The following is a 25,743-nucleotide window of genomic DNA, read 5'->3' as shown; positions in this document are numbered from 1 at the left end:
ATCTATAAATCTATAAAAACACAAAACTATCATTATGGAAAAGCAAAACATCAACGAGCTTATTAATAAAGCGAAATCTAATAATCAGAATAAAACAATTCAAAAAATTGTTCCAATTACCACAAAAGAAATAGAAGAAATTCAATTTTCTTTTTATATAGAAAAAGAACTTCTCAAAAACTTAAAACTAAAAGCAATACAAGAAGGCACAAGTATGAAACAACTGGTGAACAATGCTATTAAAAACTCTCTAAAACCAATTTAAATATGGTTTTTAGAATCATTTTAAACATAAGTAATCTGCTTTTTAAAAAGTTTGCTTAAATTTGAATTAAATACAAAATAATTAAGAAAAACATAAAATAGAATATACATATAAAGCTTTTAGCTTTTGATTTTTGGAACTAGAAAATTGCCGTTTTTAATGCACTCCAATATCAAAGCAAAGCGCTCAAGTTTAGGCTTGGGCTGCTTTTGTTTGGTGTGCAGGCGCGGCAATGCCTCTAGTATCGACAATTTGCAGTTCCGAGCTTTTTTTATTCCTAAAAGAATGGAAAACAACTTCGAAAAAATTACCAACATACAACTTCATATTTCAAATGATTGTTCTGAAGAACATAAAAAAATAATTGAAACTTACTGGAAACTTGATGGCACAGAAACAGTAAACAAACCAATGTTTGTAAAAGATCTATACAACATTACACAAGGAGTATTAACGAATATAGTTTCTACCTACTCTTCTATTACACTTTATATATATTGCCAAAACTGTAATTCTTACGAAAAAGACGAGGCTACTAGTCAGTACGCTTTCACCCATGTTTTAAAAGGTTTATTTAGAAAGTATCATAACCCTTTTCTTTGCACCTATTGTAGAGAACAACATAGAGAATTTTTAAAACTTGAAAACATAAGAAAACGAGAACAAATTTCAGAAAGATTAAACACTGCAATTGAAGCTGAAAATTGGCAAAACCTATCTCTTTTCGAAAAAGAGGTTCTGTATTCTTGTTTAGGTCTAGATTTTAATGAGTTAAATAAATATTATTGGGATACCTTAGGAAAGAAAAAACACATTCAATTCATAAACGCTATAAAAAACATTGAAAATCAAGGTCTTTTAGTGCTAGAAAGAAATGATTGGAATAATTACATAATGGATTATGAATATTCTCCAAAACTATTTAACTACAAAGAAGAAATATCACAAGAGATAGACAAAGAAACAAATAGAACTAACGCTATTGATCACGACAAAGAAACGAATACAATAAAATTGAAACTCACTGTTAACGAATATCAGAATCACCCTGATAGCCCTACATTTTCAGGGATTGTGAAATTTCCAAAAAAAATAGTTATTGAACCAAATGTTGAATACATTTTTGGACACTGGCAACGTGCAAACGATAATCTATACTTAACGCTAACACCTAAAACCGATTTAGAAAAACTACCAACTCAAAAAAGAATTTCTAAACTACCTATTCCAATAAAAAAAGGCATTACCGATTTCTTAAATAATATGGGAGAGGAATATTCTTTTTAATCTTTATGTGAGCCTGCCGCTCGGGCAAATTTTCAAAATCAGTTGATTGTTTCTAGTTAAATTATAAGAAAAAATCAACTGATTTTGAAAATGGAAAAACTACGTGGGTATATTTTACTTCTAAAACACAAACGAAGGTAAATTTCACAATAATTTACCTTCGTTTTTTAATAGATATAAATATACTTTTATACAAACCTCTAATTATAGAAATATATTTTTATACAATTATGGAAATCCATAATTGTATATCAATTCGTTTGCTTATTTTAGGGCTTGAAAAGAAATAGTACTAGAGTATGAATAAAAAAGAGCTATCAGAATCAGATATTAAAGCCAAATTTATAACGCCAGCTATTTTGCGTTCAGGTTGGGATGAACATACCCAAATTGAGCGTGAGAAATATTTTACAGATGGTAGAATCTACGTAAAAGGTAAAATGACAAGAAGAGGTAAACGAAAGTTTGCAGATTATATCTTGTTTTACAAACCCAATGTACCCATTGCAATTATCGAGGCAAAATCTAACGATAAAACTTTAAAAAGTGGTATTCAGCAAGCAATTGGTTATGCAGATACTTTAGATATTCCATTCGTATTTAGTAGTAATGGTGATGGTTTCTATTTTCATGACAAAACAATTACAGATGGTGATATAGAAAAAGAATTAACATTAGATAAGTTTCCTTCTCCGCAAGAACTTTGGGAGAAGTATAAAAAGTACAAAGAAATTGAAACAGAAGAGCAAGAAAGTATAGTTACGCAAGATTATTTTTCTGACAACTCTGGTAGAAGTCCTAGATATTACCAACAGATAGCAGTTAATAGAACTATTGAAGCTGTAGCAAAAGGTCAGAAGAAAATTATTTTGGTAATGGCTACTGGTACTGGTAAAACATATACCGCTTTTCAAATAGCACATAGATTATTCAAGTCTAAAGCCAAAAGAAAAATATTATTCTTAGCAGATAGAACTGCTTTAATAGATCAAACTTTAAGAGGAGACTTCAGGCACTTTAAAGATGCTATGACAGTTATCAAAAAGAAAGTGGTTAATGAAGACGGTAAAGATATTTTAGTCTCCAATAAAAAAAGGGGAATAGATTCAGCTGACAAAGCATTTGACATCTTTTTAGGTTTGTACCAAGGATTAAGTAATTCAGATCCTGAAATCTCTGACGCTTTCAAAGATTTTAGTCCAGATTTTTTCGATCTAATTATTATTGATGAATGTCATAGAGGAAGTGCAAAAGAAGATAGTAAATGGCGAGAGATTTTAAAGTATTTTGATAGCGCAACTCATATCGGTTTAACGGCAACACCTAAAGAAACTAAAGAGGTTTCTAATATTGAATATTTTGGTGAGCCCATTTATACCTACTCTTTAAAACAAGGGATAGATGATGGATTTTTAGCACCATATAAAGTGGTGAAAGTAACCTTAGATATTGATGCGGAAGGATGGAGGCCTCCAAAAGGGTTTTTAGATAAAAAAGGGAACCCTGTAGAGGATAGAATTTACAATAGAACTGACTTTGATAGAAACATTGTAATAAAGGAACGTAGGAAAGTTGTTGCAGCTAAAATCACTGAATTCTTAAAAGGCTATGATCGTTTTGCAAAAACAATTCTCTTTTGTGTAGATATAGAACATGCAGAAGGTATGCGTGCAGCTTTGGTAAATGCAAATGCCGATTTGTATAATGAAAACAACAAATATATAGTACAAATAACTGGCGATAATGAAATAGGTAAAAGACAGTTAGATAACTTTATTTCACCAAGTGAAAAATATCCTGTAATTGCTATTACTTCTAAGTTAATGACTACTGGTGTAGATGCACAAACGTGTAAATTAATTATTTTAGATAGTAATATTGGATCTCCAACAGAATTTAAACAGATTATAGGTAGGGGAACTCGAATTAATGAGGAATATGGTAAAAAATATTTTACCATTATGGATTTTAGAAACGCAACACATCATTTTGCAGATCCTAACTTTAATGGTAATCCAGAAATGATTAAAGAGGTTAATGAAATTGACGATGTAACTGGAGTTGATAATGAAACACCTATTGAGCCAATTATAGATGGCTTAGACGGAACAGAAATAGATTTTCCTGAAGATGAAAAAGATTACCCAGCAATTGAAGGTGGAGGACATATTATTGAAGAATCGAATGAAAAAATAAGAATAGACGATGGTGTAAAGGTTACTATAATGGGAGAAAGTGTTCAGTATTTGAGCTCGGATGGAACGCTAATTATTGAATCTTTTAATGATTACACTAAGAAGAACGTAAATAAACAATATCAAACTTTAGACGATTTCCTATTAAGATGGAATAAAGAAGAAAAGAAAAAAGTTATCGTAAAAGAACTAGAAGAACAAGGAGTTTTCTTTGATGAATTGAAAGAAAAAGTAGGGAAAGAATTTGACCCATTTGACTTAATTTGTCACATTGCTTTTGATGCAAAACCATTAACAAGAAAAGAAAGAGCAGATAACGTTAAGAAGCGTAATTATTTTACTAAATATGGTAAACAAGCACAAGCAGTATTAAACGGTTTATTAGATAAATATGCTAAAGATGGTTTAGTTACTATAGAAAGCACAGAAGTATTAAAATTAGAACCACTTAATAAGTTAGGTACATTAATGGAATTGGTAAACTCCTTTGGAGGAATTACTCAATATTCAGAAGCTCTAAAAGAGTTAGAACAAGAATTATATAAAATAGCATAAAAAATAAATGGCAAATGTAGGCGCTGTAGTTAGCAGTATTAGAAATATAATGAGGCAAGACAGAGGTATCTCTGGTGATGCTCAAAGATTAGAGCAATTAGGATGGATGCTATTTTTGAAAATTATTGATGACAAAGACCAAGAATTAGAAATATCCAAAGAAAATTATATTTCTGTAATTCCAGAGAAATTCCAATGGAGGACTTGGGCTACAGATGCTGAAGGTATTACTGGTGATGAATTATTAGAATTTATTGATAGCAATGCAGAGGGTAATAGAGGCTTATTTGCTACGTTAAGAAATTTAACGAGTATAAATAACCCAAAAAGAGCTGCTATTGTAAAAGAAGTTTTTGAAGGCTCTAACAACTTTATGAAATCGGGTTACGAAATGCGTAAAGTCATTAATAAATTAAATGAGGTTAATTTTAACGACTCAAAAGACAAGCAAGTTTTTGGTGATATTTACGAAAGTATTTTAGTAGAATTACGTGATGCTGGTAACAAAGGTGAATATTATACACCAAGAGCAGTCACGCAGTTAATGACTAAAATGACTAACCCTATTTTAGGAGAAAAAGTTTTAGATCCTGCTGCAGGTACTGGTGGTTTTCTTACAGAAGCAATAGACCACGTAAGAGCACATTATGTACATACTGTAAAAGATGAGCATAAATTACAAAATAGTATTACAGGTTGGGAATTAAAACCAGTAGCTTATGTATTAGGATTAACCAATTTAATTTTACACGAAATTGACATTCCAGATTATGTATATCAAGACAGTTTAAAAATTGAATACAATGGTGTAAAAGCAAAAGATAAAGTAGATGTAATATTGGCAAACCCACCATTTGGAGCAAGCATTGCAGATGGTGTAGAAACTAACTTTCCTGCAAGTTATAGATGTAAAGAATCTGCCGATTTGTTTGTGATATTAATGTTGCAACTATTAAAACCAAAAGGACGATGTGCTATTGTATTACCTGATGGTTCTATAACAGGCGATGGCGTAAAAGCACGTATTAGGGAAAAATTACTAACAGATTGTAATTTACATACTATTATAAGATTGCCACAAACTACTTTTTTTCCAGCAACAGTAAGTACCAATTTATTGTTTTTTGAAAAAGGAAGTAAAACCAAAGATATTTGGTATTATGATCACAAATTACCTGAGGGACAAAAAAGCTACTCTAAAACAAAACCCATACAATTTAACGAGTTTCAGCCAATTATAGATTGGTGGGAAAACAGAAAAGAAAGTGATGTTTCTTGGAAAGTAAATATAAAGGATTTAAAAAACTGGAATTTAGACATTAAGAATCCAAACACTAAAACGGAAGAAATAAATTTTTCAACAACAGAAACTATTGCGGCTTTAAAAAAATCATTTACTGCTTCTAATAGTATTATCGAAGAATTAGAAACACTATTAAAATAAATGGCAAAAGAATATTTAATAGGAGATTTTCTAAAACGAATAAAACGTCCCATTGATTTAGAACCAAATCAAAATTATAATTTGGTTACTATCAAAATGAATCATAAAGGAGTTATTTTAAGAGGACAGAAAAAAGGTTGTGATATAAAGTCTAAAATGTTTGAAGTAAAAGAAGGAGATTTTATTCTTTCTGGTATTGATGCAAGAAATGGTGCTTTTGGAATTGTTTCAGAAGAATTGGAAGGTGCAATTGTTACAAATGATTTTTGGTATTTTGAAATTGATGAAAAGATTATTTCAAAACAATTATTTTTAGAATTAACAGCAACAACTTGGTTTGATGATATTTGTCAAAAAGGAAGTGATGGAACTACACAAAGAATTAGACTTCAAAAAAATAAGTTTTTTAATCAAAAGATATTTTTACCTGAAGGAGATGAACAAAAAGAATTACTAAATAAAATTTTGACTTTCAAAAAAGGTCAAACTAAGTTAAATAAAGAAATAGATTCTCAAAAACACCTTCTAACCCAACTAAAACAATCCATTCTCCAAGAAGCAATTCAAGGAAAACTAACAAAAGATTGGCGTGAGCAAAACCCAGATGCTGAATCTGCAAGCGAGTTACTAAAACGTATTAAAGCAGAAAAAGCTCAACTTATAAAAGATAAGAAAATAAAAAAGGAAAAACCCTTACCAAAAATAACTAAAGAAGAAGTTCCTTTTGAATTGCCTGAAGGTTGGGTTTGGTCTAGACTGGGAGAGGTTATAGTCAATTCAGATAACTTAAATATACACAATATTCTACCTCCTAACGAACTCGTAAATTATGTAGATATTGATACAATTGACAACAAACATCAAAAAATTAAAGAGCCAAAATTATTACCAGTAAACCAACTTTCAACAAGAGCAAGAAGAGTTCTTAAAAAAGGTAATATTATGTATTCTCTTGTAAGACCATATTTGCATAATTTGGCAATAATTAAGGATGACAAAAAAAATTATATTGGTTCAACAGGTTTTGCAGTTTTTAACTGTTTGTCAATAGAAAACAAATTTGTCTTTTGGTTATTACTATCAAAATACATTGAAAACATATATTTAGAATTTATGGATGGTTTTAACTCTCCAAGTATTACTCATGATCAATTTAAGAGTACAATTATTCCTATTCCTCCTTTTTCAGAACAAAAAGAAATTGTAAAAAAAGTAGATAGTTTAATGCAACAATGTCAAGCTTTAGAACAAGAAATAAAAACCAGTGAAACCAATGCACAAATGCTTATGCAAGCTGTATTGAAGGAAGCTTTTGAGAGTAAAGAAAATAAACCTTTAAAAATGTAACGGTTTGTTATGCTAACGCAATAAATATATTCAATGCTATGAAAAAAATATTTATATCCATTTTAATAATAATTTCTGTTTTATTAATAGTAGATTTCTTTTCTATTGTTGCGCTAAACTATAGTTATGTTGTTTTTATATCGATCATAATTTTTGCTGGATTCCTAATTTATAAACTAATAGAGTTTTTATTCTTCAAACAGCCAATAGAATTAGCTATTGAAGAAAACATAAAGAAAGAAAAGCCAATTGTTAAGAAAATTAAAAAAGTTAACAATATAGAATTAAAAAAGAAAAATTATATACAGCAGCTTAAGCAAACAAAAGAAGAAAAGAAAGTACAAGATTTAGAAAAATGGAGAGCTCATAAGAAAAAAGAAAAAGAGCAAAATAGAGATGAGATAGCATTAGCTTATACCTTAAAAATAAAGAGAGAAGAAGAAAGAAGATTAATAAAAATTAAACAGAAAGAGGATAAAATAAAATTAAGAAAGCTTGAAAAAGAAAGATTAATTAAAGAAGAAGAAAAAAATAATTTAGAGAATATAAAAAACACAACGAAAGAAAAGAACGAAAAACAAGATGAAAAGTTATCATGGTTTGAGCAGCAAGAAAAGAAATTAAAATCAAGGCAGTTAGAAACAGAAAATTTTTCAAATAATTTAGATAGATTAAAAGGACTCGCCAAAAATGGAAAGCATCAAATAACTGAATTAAAAAGAGCAGAAGACAAACCAAAAAAAGAAAATAAAGTAGTTAAAAAGAGTACTTCCAAAAAGGTAATTCAACCTGTTGAAAACACTATTAAAACATCAAAAAACAAAGAGTTAGAGCAATTAAATACCTTAAAAGAAAAGAGTGTTTCAAAAAAGGTAATAAAAACTGTAAAACCAGTTGTTAAAAAGAAACCTTTAACTGAAAAAGCAACAAATTCATCTAGCACTACAAAGAGAGTTAACTATTCCACCGATAATGTAATAACAAGTACTACTCAATATCCAGTAATAAGAAAGCCTCAACAAAAAAGCATTATTAGATCTTTTCGACTAGGAAGAAATAATAGAAAAGGATATAAAGAGGAAGCGTTTTATGATGCTATAAAAAAGCATTTTTATAATGATTTTAATGTTTTAGACAATGCAATGGTTGCTATTGGAGAAGGTACAAATCCTTATGAGCCAGATATTGCAATGATATCAAAAGGAAAAAAGAATATTTACATAGATATAGAAATAGATGAGCCTTATGCAGGTGTTTCTAGAAAACTTACGCATTGTTATCCAGAAGATATAAATCGTGATAATTATTTTGTAGATCGAGGTTGGTTTGTTATTCGTTTTTCAGAATACCAAGTGCATCATCAAATAGAAGAGTGTTTACGCGAAATAGTAAAAGTAATTGCCGCAATTCACATTAGCTTTACTACTGGTAATATTTCTTCATTTAAATCTATTGATAAAATAAACTGTTGGAGTACTGCTCAAGCTCAACTCTGGGAAACGCAAAATTATAGAGAAAACTATCTAAATCATACTTTTAAACCATACAGTGAACCTAAACGGATAATAGATACTGCACTTACTTTAGAGGAAAAATTAGAAGAGTATTTGGTGAAGCCACAAACTCATAATCCAATTAAAAAACCAACAAAGAGCAATATTCATCCTAAGGTTAATAATTATATAGAAAGAGAAAAAGTAAAAGCTATTATTCCGCCACCTAAAAAAGAGTATAACTCAAGCAATAGTAAAGTGTCAGATCTTATTGAAATGGCAATAAGCAAAGGATATGCTATTGAAATGGAATATACTAACTATAATGGAGATAGTAGTATTCGAAAAATTAGCAAATTAGAAAACACTCAAGAATTTTTAGAATATGGATATGGTAATACAGAACACTTTAAAGGTTATTGCCATAATAGAGAAAGTGAAAGGTCTTTTAGGGTCTCAAGAATAAATTATATGAAGGTTTTGAATTAAGAAAATCGAATTGCAATAAAAGTAAATTAAAAATACAGTTCAAAAAATTATGAAAATATTAGAAAACTATTTTGCTTATCCTAAAGACGGAAGCATTCCTATTGGTACCATTGTGGTAGTTATATTACTTGCAAGTTTTTTAGGAGCAATATTTTATTTGTTTATAAAAAGAAAAAAACTTTTTACGTCCATAGAGTTACAAAACATAATCAAAGACAAGGAACTATTACCTGTTTGGTCTGCATATAAAAAGACCTTTGTAAATTATGGTAGCATAACAAAAACAAATCATTATGCAAAAGAATTCTTTTCAGAATATGCTATTCTTAATGTAAAGTTAGATGTCAGATTGTTAAACAATGTAGCAAGTTCTTTAGTTGGTATTGGAGTTTTAGGTACTTTTTTAGGACTGGCTTTAGGAGTTTCTTCAATTCAATTAACAGATTCAGAAACTATAAAAGCAAGTATAGATACTTTATTAAAAGGAATGGGAGCAGCTTTTACCACATCTATTTGGGGAATGATTTTATCAATATTATTTACCCTCATATATAAATACAAGCAAGCTAAAATATCAAAAAAAATTAACGAGTTGTGTTTACTTTTAGATAGCGATAATAAAATTGAATTGCAAGATTTAGAGCTTATTCAGGCTGAAAAACAAAAAGCAGTTATTCACGAGTTATTTAATGAATATTTAGTTGCAGAAACAGATGAGGGAAAACAATTACCAAAAAATGTATTTAGGCAATTATTAGAAGAGTCTATGAATCAAACTGTGGCTTTACAAAAATTTGCAGACGATTTAGGAGAAAGTATTGCAGACACTTTAGAAGCTACTTTAGAAAAGTTAACAGAAGAAAACGGAAAACAATTAACAGACTTAATAGAAGGACAATTAGTCCCTGTTTTAAATGAGTTAAAAGATATAAAACAAGATTCTGGAACCGCCATTATAGAAACTGCGATAGAAAACCTTTCTAATTCTATGAGAGAAATGATGCAGAATTTTAAAGAGGAGATATCTGGAGATACAAAAGAAGAAATGGAACAACTTTCATTAAGACTTTCTACAGTATCAGATTCTTTACTATCAGTTCCAGAAACCATGCAAAATGTATCTCGTGAAATTTCTGAAACTATTGATTTATTAAAAAATAGTGTAATAGATAATATTTCAAAGGCTAATCAAGAGTCAAAAGCCAATAGTACAGAGAATCAAGAATTATTTGAATCTGCAAATATGGCGTATAAAGAAACTTTGGTTGAAGTAAATACTAGAATGGATAAAATTATTGAAGATCAAAAAAATAATTTAATGCTATTTTCTGATGTAACTAAAGAAGTAAAAACAACATTAGATTACAATAAGAACCTTAACTTAGAATACCAACAAGTTTTGAACGGTTCTAAAGATGTGGTAGAAAAAATAAATAATATTGCTAATAAGTTTCAGTTAAATTCAGAGCACTTAGATAAGACTGCAAATAGCTTACTAGCAAGTATAGATAAACATAAACAAGAAGTGTTAAGTGTTTCGGAAACTCAAAATAACTTATTAGTTGATATTAATAAATCAATTGATAAAACACAAGGAGTATCAGAAACCTACATTAATAAGTTTGAAACAATAGAAGAAGGCTTACAGGGTATATTCAAACATTTACAAGTCGGATTAGTAGAATACCAAACAACTACAAGTGGCACTTTAAATGATTATTTGGTTAGCTTTTCTACTTCATTAAAAGATTCTCAAGAAGGTTTATCTGCTATTCTAGGCAGCTTAAATGAAATGGTGGAAGATTTTACAGAATCTGTAGATAAACTAAGTAAATCTATATAGAAATTATGGAGTTTTCAGATGAAAAAACAAATCAATTTGATTTATCTACGGGAGATTTAATGGCTTCTCTTTTAATGGTTTTTGTATTGTGTTTAATTGGTACAATGTTGCAATTACAAGAAGAATTTGATGATAAAAGTAAGGTTGCAGAACGTTACAAGGAATTACAATCTCAGATATACATAGATTTACAAGAAGAGTTTAAAGACGATCTAAAAGAATGGGGAGCAGAAATAGATAAAGAACAATTAATATTTCGATTTACAGAACCAGATATATTATTTAGAGTAGGTAGAAGTGAAGTAAAACAAGAGTTTAAAGATATTTTACAAAGCTTTTTCCCCAGGTATATAAGAGTGTTAAGTGGTAAGATTTATAAAGATCATATTGAAGAAATTCGTGTAGAGGGCCATACATCTCTAGAAGGTCAAAATAATATGACAGACGAGCAAGCTTATTTTTATAACATGAAATTGTCACAAGATAGAACAAGATCTGTATTATCCTTTGTTCTAGAACAGTTAGATGAAAATGTATATCAATGGACAAAATTAAGAACTACTGCAAATGGTTTGTCTTCGGTAAAACCAATAGCAGCAAATGATACAGAAGCAAATAGAAAACTAAACAGGCGTGTAGAATTTAGAATTAAAACCGACGCAGAACAACAAATAAGAGAAATGTTACTCTATGGCGAACATTAAACAACTTCTAAATTGGAACTTATTAAACTCTGTTATTAAAGCTAACGGGGAGAAGTTGATTGCACATAATACAAAAGAAATTTTTAAAACTAATATTGATGCGTTAGGTAATATAGCATTACAGCAAACAAAGAAAAGTAAACTTCCAAAACAAGAATTGGTAGAAGAAATTTACGATAAATTTAAAAATTTAGAGAAACAACCAATAGCCGTTTTATTAGAAAGTTTCACAAAAAGAGAAGTCCGATTATTGGTTTGGTCTTTAGATTATAAAGGAGAGGAATCTATACTTTTTAGCACACAATTTGGTAGGTTTATCCGTTTGGTAAATGAATATTGGCGAGATTCTTATATAATTCCACTTTGGTATGTATTACTAAAAAACTGGTATGCTTTAAATAATAATAAATCTAGATTTCAAGAGTACATTATTCTTTTTAAAATAAAATGTGATGAATATGAAAAATCTAGAAAAGATGTTATTGCAATTAAAACACATTTTAATTTTTGGAAACCTAGCGGTATTAAATCTTTTGTTAACTATCTGAATGAAAATAACATACAGCTTAACGCTATTTGTTCATCTTTAAATTTTAATGGAAACATACTTGGTACTGATTATTATTACGAGAGTTTTATATTGTATTTAAAGGTAATCGATAAAGAGAATACCTCTAAAAAGTTAGTAGAGGATTTATTAGATGAGATAAAAGGGATAAATAGGAAAAAATACAAACTAATTTTATTGAGTATACTAATTACTAATGGTAAATTTTCAGGAACAATCAACATAATACAACACGCAGCTTTTTTAATTATAGGAGATCCAATTGTAAAAAGACATTGGACTAGTGGTCATTTAAATGAAGAGGAAATTGAACTTGTAGAAAGTGCAAGAAAGAAGTTACTTGTTTTAATGAATAAAAAGTTTATTAAAATATTTTTCTCAAAACTAGTACAAGATCCAAGAAGAGAAAAGTACTGGTTAAAGTTTATAGACGATATTGAAGATGTGAAATTTGTAGGAAACCGATTAAATTATAGTATTCTTAAAAATAACCAAGAGTTATCTAAATATGTAGATGCTCGTTATACTGTTACTAGAAGTAATCAAAGTACTTCTGCGCTTATTTTTTGGGCAAAAGATTATGTTTTTGTAGAATTTTCAGATAAAGGTGCTGTGTATATTTATAAAAGAGAAAGTTTTAATATAAAAACAAAACATATAGAAAATATAACAGATTTAAAAAGTTGGCCAAGAGGAATGGCTGTTATTAAATCTGTGGGTAATTATTGGGAGTTTATGCCAGAAGGAACACATGCTCACATAGGTGAAAGATGGGAATTTAGGCTAAGTATCTGGATGAAAAAATATTTTTATAACTAATGGAAATAATAAAAAACTACAAAGAAGAATGTATTGAGTTTTTCTACAAAAAAGAGTCCGGTAAAATCGTTTCATTTTCTAATTGGATAGACAATAATGTAGATCCTATTGCTTTTAATATTATTAACGATTTATTAGTAAATGGTATTGCGGAAGAAATAGAGGATAAAATCATAATTAAAAATGCGGATATTTCTTTAATGGAAGAAGAAGATTTAGCAATTTTAGAAATCCCTAAGTGGTATCCTTATGAAGTTTACATAACTCTAAAAGGAACAGGATTAAAAGATAAAAATGGACTTTTAGAATATTCGTTTCAAGATAAAACTAATAAAAACGGAACAGGAAACATTGTTTTTAAAAATTCTGATAGAAAAGGAGTTTTATTAGAAAAAAGTAGTTGTTCTTATATTTTAGATGTTTTGAGTCTAAATATGATTCACGCCATTGAAGCGATTAATGCATCAGACTTACCCGAAAAAGAGCGTTTAAAATTAATTGCAGAAATACAATTGATAGCTTCTAAATGTAAGAATGTATTTTTATCGCGAATATTATCTGAAACAGTCATTTTAAACCCCTCAACTTGCAAGTTAAACGTACAAGAAGTAGGAGAAAACAAATACAGAATCACGCCAGAGTTTGAAGAAGTGAATCAAACTATTTTTGATAAAAAATTCAATATATTAAACAGAGTAAAACCAGAGTATAGTTATTCTGAAGAAGGAAAGAAAATTAGAGTTTTAATAGATGATTATGAAGAAGGAGAAGGAATTAAAACAGAGTTAGAAAAAGTAAAAAAACAAAAAACATATTCTAAAGAAGAGATTAGTGAAATGGTGGAAACACCTTCTAAATTTTGGAATACAGATCTTTTAGATTTAGACGATTTTGGTAAAAGGGTTGCAGAATTAGGTATTTACAAACCAAAATTTTATCCTTTTATAAGTCCTTATAAATCAGAATGGGTGCCTGGTATTGCTATTGAAGATGTCATTAACGGTACAAGGTTAGTCTCAATTGAAGATAATGTTCAATTAGAAGATTTAAAACAACTCTTTGAAACAGCAAAGGCAAAGAAAGAAAGTGAAATTATTTTTAAAGACGAAGTTTTAGATATAAATAAGGTACAACCCATTATTGATATTGCAGAGAAACAATTAAAGCAACCTAAAACACCTGTTGTAACATCAATAGAAGATCAAAACAAAGAAGTTAAAAAAGTTTTAATCATAAAGGAAAACACAGAGGTTGAAGAATATGTTGAAAATATAGAAGTTATAACAGATGCTGATTATCACTTAAGTGAAATATCAAACCTCTCTAAAGGTATTCAGTTAAAAGAACATCAAAAAGAAGGAGTTGCTTGGTTACAAACCTTATCAAAAGCACCTTATAATTTGCCAGGGGTGCTATTGGCAGACGATATGGGGTTAGGAAAAACCATTCAAGTTTTATATTTTATGGAATGGTATTTTCAAAATGGAAATACAAAACCTAATTTGGTGATAGCACCTGTTTCTTTATTAGAAAATTGGGAACAAGAACATAAAAAGTTTTTTAACGATTCAGATATAGAAATTAAATTGTTATGGGGTAGTAATGTTAGAAATTACGTTTATGTAAATGACAAAGAGTTAACCATAAAAAGTTTAAGTACACCTGGTTTGTATTTAACAACTTATGAAACGCTTAGAAGACATCAAATACCATTTGCAATGGTAAATTGGGGTGTTGTAGCATTAGATGAAGCACAAAGAGTTAAAACGCCTGGTACTTTAGTTACCAACGCAGCAAAAGCATTAAAAGCACATTTTAAAATAGCCATGACAGGAACACCTGTAGAAAATTCTTTAGTTGATTTATGGTGTATTATGGATTTTTGCAACCCTGGTTTATTATTAGATGCCAGATCTTTTACAAAAGAATACGTAAAACCATTAAATGATACGAATACAGACTTTGAAGAGCATTCAAAAAACTTAAGAGCAAAAATTGGTGAAGCTTTTATGAGGCGTATGAAAGTTGATGTAGCTAAAGATTTACCAACCATAACACCAATTGAAGATAGGGCTTACAAGCAAAAAATGCCTATAGAACAATACAAGGCTTACATAAACGAATTAAGAAATATTGAAGATATAAAAACCTCAGAAAACAAAGGAGCTGCTATTTTACAAGGTATTTTAAATTTAAAATCTATTTCAGATCATCCATTGCTTAAATCTGAAGATTTAGCAACTTTAAAAATAGAAGAAGTTATTGGTACTTCTGCTAAATTAATAAAAACAGTTTCTCTTATAAAGGAAATTAAAGAACGTAAAGAGAAAGTAATTGTATTTACAGATAACAAGAAAATGCAAAGAGTTTTGAGACGGGTTTTTCTAGAAATTTATAATATAAATGTTGCAATAATAAATGGTGACACACCATCAAGTTCAAATAGTGTAAGTCTTAAAAATGGAAAATTATCACGTCAACAAGAAGTAGATAAATTTCAAAATCAAATCGGTTTTAATATAATTGTAATGTCACCAATTGCAGCAGGTTTTGGTTTAAATATTACAGGTGCAAATCATGTGATTCATTATACAAGACACTGGAATCCTGCAAAAGAAAATCAAGCAACCGATAGAGCGTATCGTATTGGACAAACAAAACCTGTACACGTGTATTATCCGATGGCTATTGCTCCAAATGAAGAATTAAAAACATTTGATATTATTTTGAATACATTATTAGAAAATAAATCACAATTAGCATCAAATACGTTATTTCCATCACAACAAATAGAAATTAAAAACGATGAGTTTTTAGGCGCTTTTTCTTTAAAAAATTAAAATAAAAAATATTAACATGCTATTCGAAAAAGTAAATAAAGAACACATAATACAAGGGATCAAAGATTTTGAAGAAAAAGGCTTGCCAAATGGTTTTGGAGCATCTTCAACGTATGATTTAGTTTTTGAAGATAAAAAGTATCCGCCAAAAGCAATAATGGCATATGCTAATTTTTATGCAGCTGGCAGAAAGATAGAAAGTTATTTTAAAGGGGGGGTAGAAACAGACTGTTTTAATGCTTATGATAGAAATGGGTTTGAAGTAGTTAAAAAAGATAAAGTAATGATAAACTATAAAAATTACGAAAAAACAGTTTACAATTGGTTGTCTAAAAAAAATGAGTTAGACGATAATTTTACATTCTCTTTAAGGCAAAAAGGTTCTAAAGGTGCAGAATTAGATTATTTTATAGGCACAGAAAAATCCCGTTATTTTGCTGTAACGTTTTGGTCGATTCCTGTTGCTTATCCTGGTTCTTCAAGTGACTGTATCGATTTAATATTTAAAGTATCTAAAGATTATAAAAAATATAGTTATGATTTTAAATTTACACAAACGAACTCCCCAGATAATAAACAAAACAAATCTGTTTTAAATTTATTAAAATCATTGACTAAACCAATAGTCGAAGAAATAGGTGCTTCTTACATAAGTGATTCATCCAATAAAATGTTTACGGTAAGAACTAAACCGAATAAAGAGAATTACGTAATTTTAGATGTAATGCTAAAAGATATTGGGGTAGATTTATTAAAACTGATTCCAATAATAAATAATCAAATCGAGGAAGAGAAAAAACTAAATCCTGAATTTGAAGCTAATAGAATATCTAAAGAAGACTTTGCTAATATGGAAGCAAAACTTTTAGTTAGATTTGATAAATATGGAGTAGTTAATGATACTGTAAAAAATGAAATTTCAGAAGAAAAGGTTAATCAACTAGATTACAAACCTTCTAAAAATAAAAACAACCCTGCACCAACAAACCAGATTCTTTATGGTCCTCCTGGTACAGGAAAAACGTTTTATTTAAAAGACCAATTATTTGATAAATATACGCTTAGAGAAAATGCAATCACCAAAGAAAAGTTTTTTGAAAATAAAATAACGAATTTAACTTGGTGGCAAGTAATAGCTATAGCGCTTATTGAGAATGGAACATCAAAAGTAAATGACATTCTTGATAATAGATGGGTAAAAACGAAAGCATCATTATCAGAATCTAAAAATGTCAGAGCTACGATATGGGGTACATTGCAAATGCATACTATAATTTCTTCTGAAAATGTAGCATATAAACAGCGTCAAAACCCTTTGATTTTTGATAAGGATAATGACAAAATGTGGCAGTTACTTGAAGAGGAAACAAAAGAACAAATTCCTGAAATATTTGATGTAATAGATGAAATTAACAATTTTAAAAAAAATAATGAAACTGTTATAAAAAATTACGATTTTGTAACATTTCATCAATCATTCGCTTATGAGGATTTTATTGAAGGGATCAAACCAGTTTTTCCAAAAGAAGAGGTTGAGGTTTCAGATTTAGGATATACAATAGAAGACGGTGTATTTAAAAATTTGTGTGCAAAAGCGAAGAATGATCCTTCAAATAGATATGCTATTTTTATTGATGAAATTAATAGGGGGAATGTTTCGGCTATTTTTGGAGAGTTAATAACGCTTATTGAAACCGATAAACGAAGTGGCTCTAAAAATGAAATGAGCATAAAGTTACCGTATTCTAAAACAGCATTTAGTGTGCCTTCTAATTTAGATATTTATGGTACAATGAATACTGCAGATAGATCTGTAGAAGCATTAGATACAGCATTAAGGCGCAGGTTTGAATTTAAAGAAATTATGCCCAAACCAAACTTACTAAAAATACAGATTGAAGGTATCAATTTAAAAGAACTTTTAGAAACTATAAATAAACGTATCGAAGTTTTATTAGATAGAGATCATACTATTGGACATTCGTATTTTATTAAGTTAGAAGAAAATGATATACTTGGTTTAAAAAACACTTTTAAGAACAATATTATTCCGCTGTTACAAGAATACTTCTATGGCGATTACGAAAAAATTGGTTTGGTTTTAGGTAAAGGCTTTTTTAATGAAAAAGCTTTAAGTTTTGATAAAGATATTTTTGCTTCTTTTGACACTCAAAACTATCCTGAAAAAGGAAAAATTTTCAATCTAAAAACAATTGATGAAGATTTTGATATCATTAACGCTATCAACATCCTTTTAAAGAAAACTTCAGAGAATGAGTAACATTCAAGTTTTTGAACATGAATTTCTACCTATTGAAGGTAAATTTACAAAAAATCATTTTATAGCATTATCAAAATTAAATGAGCTACATAATGATAAGTACTTTAAATTACGACATAATGGAATAAAGTTTAAAGAATATGTAGGTGTTATTCAAGTAGATGGTTTAACCATAGAAATTTTACCGAAAATTGATAGTGACTCAAATAGCAAAGTTGTTTGGCAAAATGCTTTGATAGAAATGCTTAGAGTTACCAAAAAACTTAAAGTACAAAAGGTAGGAGAAGCAAATGTACAAAAGCAACAAATTCATTTATTAGATATTTATTTTGAATGGTTTCTTACAGAAGTTAATTTATTAATGCATCAAGGATTGATTAAACAATACTATAAAGAAACTAAAAATGTTAAAGCCTTAAAAGGAAAGTTAGAATTTGCAGGTCATATTTCTAAAAACACAATACATAAAGAACGATTTTATACCACGCATCAAGTTTATGATAAAGACCATTTAATACATCAAATCTTACAGCAAGCTTTAGATATTGTTTCTCACTTAAGTAAAGGAAATTATTTGTATCATCAATGTAAAAAAACACTATTACATTTTCCTGATGTTAAAAAAATAAAAGCAAACGAAAATACTTTTTCTAAAATACCTAAAAGTAGAAAAACAGCTCCATATAAAACAGCATTAGCCATTGCAAGACTTATCATATTAAATTATGCTCCGAATATTTCTAAGGGATCAGAAAAGATGTTAGCCTTACTATTTAATATGAATTCGCTCTGGGAAGAATATATTTTGGTAAAACTAAAAGAGAAAGAAACAGAAAATTTAAAAATATTTGGGCAAAATGATAAATATTTTTGGAATGGCATAACCATACGACCAGATATTATTATTGAAAAAAATGAAGGACAAAAAAAGGAAACTTTTGTTATTGATACTAAATGGAAAAAAATAGATAACGCTAAACCATCCACCAATGATTTAAGACAGATGTATGTGTATAATGAGTATTGGAATGCTGAAAAAGCAATATTATTATATCCTTCCACAAAAACAGATTTTGGTGAATTTATATCTTTTGATGAAATAGAAAGTAAAGAAAAACATCACCAATGTAAGTTATCAAAAACAACAATATTTAATCAAAAAAATGAATTAGATGATCTTATTGGTGAACGTATTTTAGATGATTTAAACCTACTAAAACAAACCTAATATTAAACTTACCTCGATCATCTACACAAAATTATCACTAAGTCGTTGCACTTCCTTATCTCAATTCATTACACCATGTAAAATTAGGTGGTACTGGATTTGATTTTAAAGAATTTATTAAGATGAGGATTCGTTTCCAATATATTAATTCGCGATTCGCGAATCGCGAATTAATATATTTTATTTACCTTTACTGTATAATAAAGTAATGATGAAAAAACATAGCGGAATGAGGCCTCATGATATTGTGGTTTTACTTAAAATTGCGGCGAAAGGAAAAGAGAAGTGGTTTATGAAAGATCTTTCTTATGAGTTAAATATTAGTGCTAGTGAAATAAGCGAAAGTATTAATAGGTCGAAATTTGCAGGCTTAATTGCACCCAACAAAAAAAGTATAATGCGTCTGGCTTTAATGGATTTTTTAGAACATGGTATAAAGTACGTGTATCCACAACAACCAGGAGCAATTGTACGAGGCATACCAACAGCACATTCTGCGCCTCCTTTAAATAATACAATCGTAAGTGAAGAACACTATGTTTGGCCTTATGCAAAAGGAAAAAAAAGAGGACAAGCAATAGAACCATTATATGCATCCGTTACAGAAGCTGTATTAAAAGATGAAAAATTATATGAACTTTTGGCTTTAGTGGATGCATTAAGAGTTGGTAGAGCTAGAGAAAAAGAAATAGCTATAAGAGAATTAAAAATTAGAATTTTAGGAGAAGATTCTATTACCGATAAAAGAGCATTGCTTTTAAATTAACAAATAAGAGCTTATGAAAAATAGAATTATAAATAATGCTGTTGTAGCAGAAGTAGCCAGTGCTTTAAAGGAATTGAAAGATCAAATGATTTTTGTGGGTGGTTCTGTAGTAAACTTGTATGTAAATGAAGAAGCTGCCGAAGAAGTAAGGCAAACTGATGATGTTGATGTCACTATTAACTTAATTAATTATACTGCTTGGGTACAAATGCAAGAACGGTTAGCAGAGCTTGGTTTTAATCCAGACCCAGAAGGTCATTCTATTTGTAGTTATGTATATAAAGGAATACCAGTAGATATTATGACTTCTGAAGACGATTCTTCTGGAGGTGGAAATGAATGGTATAAAATAGGTTCTGATAATTTGTGGAATAAAGAAGTTGGAAGAGAATCTATTAACATTCTTTCAGCTCCTTGTTTTTTAGCCACAAAATTTAAAGCTTTTAATAACCGAAGTGGGGATTACAGAGCAAGCCATGATTTTGAAGACATCATTTACTTACTAGACAATAGAACTACAATTATTGAAGAAATTGAAAACGATCATCCAGAAATAATACAGTTTTTAAAAAAAGAATTCACTAAAGTATATAATAGTCTTAGTTTCGAAGAAATTATTTCCTGTCATGTACATCCATTAATTCAAGAAGAAAGAGTACCTATTATAAAAGAAAAAATTGAACTTATAATTGCTATATAAATTATATTCATAGCTAATTTTCTTACTATATTTTAGCTATATAAGTCGTATTTATAGCTCATGACGAATAAAAATTAGAATTTATTTATCTTCTTTTACTCGACTAAATCAATCAAAAGAAGATAAAATATTACACCTATACTCCACCCCACAACACATAAACCCTTTATTTAAAAGGAATATTACATATTGTATTGGGAAGTAAAGATAAATGAAATGTCCCTGTAATCCTTCTAAACTTTATAAAGATTGTTGTAGAAAAGCACATCAAAATATACATTCTGTAACTACACCAGAACAATTAATGCGTTCTAGATATAGCGCCTTTGTTCTAGGCAATATAGACTATTTACAAAAGAGCCATCATAACACTAAAAGACCTTCTGTATTAGAAAAAAAAGAATTATTAGCTTGGACAACATCTGTGAAATGGGTAAAATTAGAAATTTTAAATACAACAGAAAACACTGTAGAATTTAAAGCTTATTTTTATGAAAATGGATTTTTAAATGTGATACATGAAAATTCTTTATTTGTAAAAGAAAATAGTCATTGGGTGTATAAAGATGCTAACTAAAAATTACAAAGTATCTTTTTATCATTTTACTTTTAAAATAAATGATTCTAAGGGTTTTAGATCTACTCTTAATTGGGCTTTAAAATCATTCACTATCAAAGTAGTTTTATATTCATTAAACAATTGATCTGCTACTTTATACGCACCAGATTTCAAGTTCCATTTTTGAATAATATCATTTGGTAAACCTAACTCAAAACCATAAGTATCATTTGCATTAAAATTTGAAACGATAATTAATTTTTCATCATCACTCCAACGAACAAAAGACAAAACGTTTTCATTATACCACTCTGTATTTTCTCTATTAAATTGATGAATATCTTGATATTCTCCCATTAAAGCATCACTTTTTATGGTAAAATTTAACAAGCGTTTGTAAAAATCTCTTAAATCTCTTTCTTCTTTGGTAGATTGTCCTCCATCAAATTGTTTATCATTTACCCATCTTTGATGTGATGGAACGCAAATATAATCAAAAATAGAAGTTCTTGAAGCAGCTCCAAAACCTGAGTTTTCTGCTGCTGGTTCTCCAAATTCTTGTCCGAAATAAAGCATGGTTGGTGCTGTTGAAATGGTTGTAGAAATTACCATTGCTGGTTTTCCTTTTAAAGCGTTTCCTGCAAATTCTGGACTTGCAATTCTCTGTTCGTCATGATTTTCTAAAAAATGAAGCATATTGTGCTCTATATCTTTTAGATCTTCTTGAATTGGCGGAATATAATCTGTAATGCCATGTCCTTGCATAATTCCTTTTAAAGTATCATACAATTGCACTTTATCATACAAATAATCCATCTTGCCTAATCGAATATAATTTCTATATTCATTTGGGTTATAGACCTCAGCCAATAAAAAAGCATCTGGATTTTTCATTTTTATAGATGAGTTCATAAAACTCCAAAATTCAACAGGTACCATTTCTGCCATGTCATATCTAAAACCATCTACTCCTTTTGCCAACCAATACAAGGCAATATCTCTAAATTTTACCCAAGAACTGGGTACTTTTTTATTTTGCCAAAATTCAAAATGTGTTTTATAATCTTCATTTTCAAAACCATTTGGTAATTCATCAAAATCTTTTTTTCCATCAGGAGAAATCCCATAATTTACTTTCACAGTCTCATACCAATCATTAAAATGTGGTTTTGATAAACGAGAGCCATTACCTGTCCATTTTGCAGGATTTTCGATATGTTTATAATCTATAAATTCATTTTTTTCTCCACCTAAAGGTTGATATCCGTGTAAAAAATCAGGTACTTCAAAAGGGGTATTTGGTATGTAATAAAAATTATTATCTACTTTATAAGCAACAGAGGTATCATCATCTGCACCAAAATCTTTTGTCCCTTTTGGATTTGTTAAACTTTGATAATTTCTAGCAACATGATTGGGAATAATATCTATAATTACTTTTAAATTATTTTGATGAGAACGTTCTATTAAAGCTTCAAATTCTTGCAAACGATTTGCCACATTTACAGCCAAATCTGGGTTTACATTGTAATAATCTTTTACAGCATAAGGAGAACCAGCTCTACCTTTTACAATGGTTGGATCATCATTAGAAATGCCAAACGCAGTATAATCTCTAATCACATCATGATGAGGGACACCTGTATACCAAATATGAGTAACGCCTAAATTTTTAATTTCGGTTAATGCCTTATTTGTAAAATCGTTAAACTTCCCTACTCCATTTTCTTCAATAGTTCCCCAAGGTTTGTTAGTTGTATTTGTATTGCCAAACAGACGTGTAAATACGTGATACACTACTGCTTTTTTATTTGATTTTTTTGCACACATATATTTACTAACGTTTATTAAAAAAATTTAATTATTTATTTAGAAGTTACAACAACCTCTGCTCCATTTACTAAAATAGTAAGTTCAGTTGTGCCATCAATGGTAAATTGAGTTCCTTTTTGGGTTACAGAAATGGTTAAAACTTGTTTTCTAAAATTGATTTTAAAAGAGTAAGAATCCCATCCTTTAGGAATTTTTGGTGTAAAAGAAAGGGTATTATTTACAACTCTCATTCCTCCAAAACCTTCTACAATACTCATCCAAGTACCTGCCATAGAAGTTATGTGTAACCCTTCTTCTACTTCGTGATTGTAATCGTCTAAATCTAAACGAGACGTTCTTAAATAGAATTCATAAGCTTGCTCCATTCTGCCTAATTTTGCAGCCTGAATACTATGCACACAAGGAGAAAGTGAACTTTCATGCACTGTAAATGGCTCATAAAAATCGAAATGACGTTCTAATTCTTCCGTAGAAAAATCATCCTCAAACATATAAAAACCTTGCAAAGTATCTGCTTGTTTTATGTAAGGAGATCGCAAAATTCTGTCCCAACTCCATTTTTGATTGATAGGTCTTTGGCTCTTGTCTAAATCTTTAACAGTAATTAATTCTTTGTCTAAAAAACCATCTTGTTGCAAATATACATTGTGCTTTTCAGAAAAAGGAAAATACATATTGTCTGCTACTTTTTTCCAAGACCTTAATTCATCATCTGTAAAAGAAACTTTTTCTTTAATTCTATTATAATCAGCAATAAAATCATTTTTTACAGTTTCAATATTTTCTAGGGCATAATTAATACACCATTTTGCCATATAATTGGTGTAAAAATTATTGTTGATGTTGTTTTCATATTCATTAGGACCTGTTACACCTAACATTACATATTTATTTTTATCCGAAGAAAAATTGACTCTTTGATGCCAAAAACGAGCAATTGCAATTAATACTTCCAATCCTTTTTCTGGGATGTAAGAATAATCGTTTGTAAAACGATGATAATTAAAAATAGCAAACGCAATAGCACCATTTCTATGAATTTCTTCAAAAGTAATTTCCCATTCGTTATGGCATTCTTCGCCATTCATTGTAACCATTGGATACAATGCTGCTCCGTTTTTAAAACCTAACTTCTCCGCATTTTCAATAGCTTTTTCTAAATGATTGTATCTGTATTCTAACAATGTTCTTGCAACCGAATGATCTTTGGTTGCCATGTAAAAAGGAATACAATAAGCTTCTGTATCCCAGTACGTACTTCCTCCATATTTTTCGCCAGTAAAACCTTTTGGACCAATATTTAAAGTAGCATCTGTACCTAAATACGTCTGATTTAGTTGAAAAATATTAAAACGAATTCCCTGTTGTGCTTTTACATCTCCTTCTATAGTAATATCTGCTGATTCCCAGATTTTTGACCAAGATTGCTTTTGCATTTCTAACAAAACATCAAAACCATAACTAACTGCTTTGTCTAAACTTTCTTTTGCAGCAGCAACCAACTTATTTTTATCATGATCTCTATCTACTACATAACCACCAAATTTATGAATGGTAAAAGTTTCGTTTTGTTTTATTTTTTGTTGATAACTAGTAGAGATAAATTTTGAAGATTCTTTACTATCACTAATTATATTTAAAGCTTCATTGTTAATAAATAAGCGAGATTCCATAAAGGTACACGTATAAAAGTGTGTTTTCATGGTTTTTGCTTCTATAAAAGATTGATTGTTATTTTGAGTTACTTTTAAAACATCCCAAAATTGGTCGTCCCAATTGGTATCTTCATTGGTAATACCTGCATCAATATAGGGAATATACGTAATTTTTGCATCAGCATTTAAAGGAGTTATATTGTAATTTATCGCTCCAACTTCATCCAAATCTAAACTTAAAAAACGCTTTGTATCTACTTTAATTTCGATTCCGTTTTGCAAAACCGCTTCAAAACTTCTAGACAACCAACCTTCTTTCATATTGAGTTCTCTTTTAAATTTAGATACTTTTTTACAAGTATGTAAATCTAATTGTTCATCATTGATTAAAACGTTAATTCCGATCCAATTAGGAGCGTTTAACACCTTTGCAAAATACTCTGGATACCCGTTTTTCCACCAACCAACTCTTGTTTTATCAGGATAATAAACACCACCAATATAACTTCCTTGAAACGTTTTACCAGAGTAAGTTTCTTCAAAGTTTGCTCTTTGTCCCATGGCACCATTACCAATACTAAATAAACTTTCTGATGATTTTACTTTGTCTGCATCAAAGCCTTCTTCTATAATAGACCAATTGTTTGGTATAATGTAATCTTGATTCATTTTTTTATTTTTATATATTAGAAAATTGATTTAAATCTCTTTGCTGTTAGACGAATCTCTTTTCTAATAAAATATTTTAACTGAGAATAAAATAAGCTGACAACATAGGCACATAGAAAACATAGATTGAAGTCTTACCTATTGTTCAATCTCAGTTATTTCTATTTCCTGTCTCTTTTTTGTCTTTTCTCTTGGCTCTTCTA

At 29.1% G+C, this 25,743-nt stretch carries 17 protein-coding genes; 15 read left to right on the top strand and 2 right to left on the bottom strand.

Annotation, left to right across the window (positions count from 1 at the left end):
- The first annotated feature begins 34 nt into the window (after positions 1-34).
- The 15 genes from Q0731_RS04480 to Q0731_RS04410 all read left to right on the top strand — a co-directional run bounded on the left by Q0731_RS04480 (position 35) and on the right by Q0731_RS04410 (position 21,401).
- Positions 35-265 carry a hypothetical protein gene (locus Q0731_RS04480; protein WP_299060463.1) on the top strand — a complete coding sequence of 77 codons (231 nt, stop codon included), beginning with the start codon at positions 35-37 and terminating at the stop codon, positions 263-265.
- 285 nt (positions 266-550) lie between these two features.
- Positions 551-1,552: a hypothetical protein gene (locus Q0731_RS04475; protein ID WP_299060460.1), complete on the top strand. Its 1,002-nt coding sequence runs from the start codon at positions 551-553 to the stop codon at positions 1,550-1,552.
- A gap of 299 nt (positions 1,553-1,851) precedes the next feature.
- Positions 1,852-4,302 carry an EcoAI/FtnUII family type I restriction enzme subunit R gene (hsdR, locus tag Q0731_RS04470; RefSeq protein WP_299060457.1) on the top strand — a complete coding sequence of 817 codons (2,451 nt, stop codon included), beginning with the start codon at positions 1,852-1,854 and terminating at the stop codon, positions 4,300-4,302.
- Positions 4,303-4,309: 7 nt separating this feature from the next.
- Positions 4,310-5,746, top strand: a complete 1,437-nt coding sequence (locus tag Q0731_RS04465; RefSeq protein ID WP_299060454.1) for an N-6 DNA methylase — start codon at positions 4,310-4,312, stop codon at positions 5,744-5,746.
- On the top strand, positions 5,747-7,093 hold the full coding sequence (locus Q0731_RS04460; protein WP_299060452.1) for a restriction endonuclease subunit S: 1,347 nt from the start codon (positions 5,747-5,749) through the stop codon (positions 7,091-7,093). It begins immediately after the preceding gene.
- A gap of 38 nt (positions 7,094-7,131) precedes the next feature.
- On the top strand, positions 7,132-9,075 hold the full coding sequence (locus tag Q0731_RS04455) for a hypothetical protein (RefSeq protein WP_299060450.1): 1,944 nt from the start codon (positions 7,132-7,134) through the stop codon (positions 9,073-9,075).
- Positions 9,076-9,124: 49 nt separating this feature from the next.
- Positions 9,125-10,918 (top strand): MotA/TolQ/ExbB proton channel family protein, encoded by a 1,794-nt coding sequence (locus Q0731_RS04450; protein ID WP_299060447.1) that lies wholly within the window; start codon positions 9,125-9,127, stop codon positions 10,916-10,918.
- Between the two features lie 5 nt (positions 10,919-10,923).
- Complete coding sequence (locus Q0731_RS04445) at positions 10,924-11,622, top strand: OmpA family protein (protein ID WP_299060444.1); 699 nt, start codon at positions 10,924-10,926, stop codon at positions 11,620-11,622.
- Positions 11,609-13,009, top strand: coding sequence for an EH signature domain-containing protein (locus tag Q0731_RS04440; RefSeq protein ID WP_299060441.1), 1,401 nt, complete (start codon positions 11,609-11,611; stop codon positions 13,007-13,009). Before Q0731_RS04445 ends, Q0731_RS04440 begins: the two co-directional genes overlap by 14 nt.
- Positions 13,009-15,849: a DEAD/DEAH box helicase gene (locus Q0731_RS04435; RefSeq protein WP_299060438.1), complete on the top strand. Its 2,841-nt coding sequence runs from the start codon at positions 13,009-13,011 to the stop codon at positions 15,847-15,849. The genes Q0731_RS04440 and Q0731_RS04435 overlap by 1 nt, the downstream gene beginning before the upstream one ends.
- Positions 15,850-15,865: 16 nt before the next feature.
- On the top strand, positions 15,866-18,130 hold the full coding sequence (locus tag Q0731_RS04430; RefSeq protein WP_299060436.1) for an AAA family ATPase: 2,265 nt from the start codon (positions 15,866-15,868) through the stop codon (positions 18,128-18,130).
- Positions 18,123-19,358 (top strand): restriction endonuclease, encoded by a 1,236-nt coding sequence (locus Q0731_RS04425; protein ID WP_299060433.1) that lies wholly within the window; start codon positions 18,123-18,125, stop codon positions 19,356-19,358. The genes Q0731_RS04430 and Q0731_RS04425 overlap by 8 nt, the downstream gene beginning before the upstream one ends.
- Before the next feature lie 211 nt (positions 19,359-19,569).
- On the top strand, positions 19,570-20,124 hold the full coding sequence (locus Q0731_RS04420) for a hypothetical protein (RefSeq protein ID WP_299060431.1): 555 nt from the start codon (positions 19,570-19,572) through the stop codon (positions 20,122-20,124).
- Positions 20,125-20,137: 13 nt separating this feature from the next.
- The gene (locus tag Q0731_RS04415; protein ID WP_299060429.1) at positions 20,138-20,824 is read left to right on the top strand and encodes a hypothetical protein; all 687 of its coding nucleotides are present in this window, start codon (positions 20,138-20,140) and stop codon (positions 20,822-20,824) included.
- Positions 20,825-21,035: 211 nt separating this feature from the next.
- Positions 21,036-21,401, top strand: a complete 366-nt coding sequence (locus Q0731_RS04410) for a YchJ family metal-binding protein (RefSeq protein ID WP_299060427.1) — start codon at positions 21,036-21,038, stop codon at positions 21,399-21,401.
- 21 nt (positions 21,402-21,422) lie between these two features.
- Here the strand turns inward: Q0731_RS04410 and Q0731_RS04405 are convergent, their stop codons facing one another.
- The gene (locus Q0731_RS04405; RefSeq protein ID WP_299060424.1) at positions 21,423-23,213 is read right to left on the bottom strand and encodes an alpha-amylase family glycosyl hydrolase; all 1,791 of its coding nucleotides are present in this window, start codon (positions 23,211-23,213) and stop codon (positions 21,423-21,425) included.
- Positions 23,214-23,248: 35 nt separating this feature from the next.
- Positions 23,249-25,540 (bottom strand): glycoside hydrolase family 65 protein, encoded by a 2,292-nt coding sequence (locus Q0731_RS04400; RefSeq protein WP_299060419.1) that lies wholly within the window; start codon positions 25,538-25,540, stop codon positions 23,249-23,251.
- Positions 25,541-25,743: the final 203 nt, after the last annotated feature.

This window comes from uncultured Polaribacter sp. (assembly GCF_947497695.1).
Classification (GTDB): domain Bacteria; phylum Bacteroidota; class Bacteroidia; order Flavobacteriales; family Flavobacteriaceae; genus Polaribacter.
Note: the sequence above shows the minus strand (reverse complement) of the source record. Positions and strands in the feature narration are given on the sequence as shown.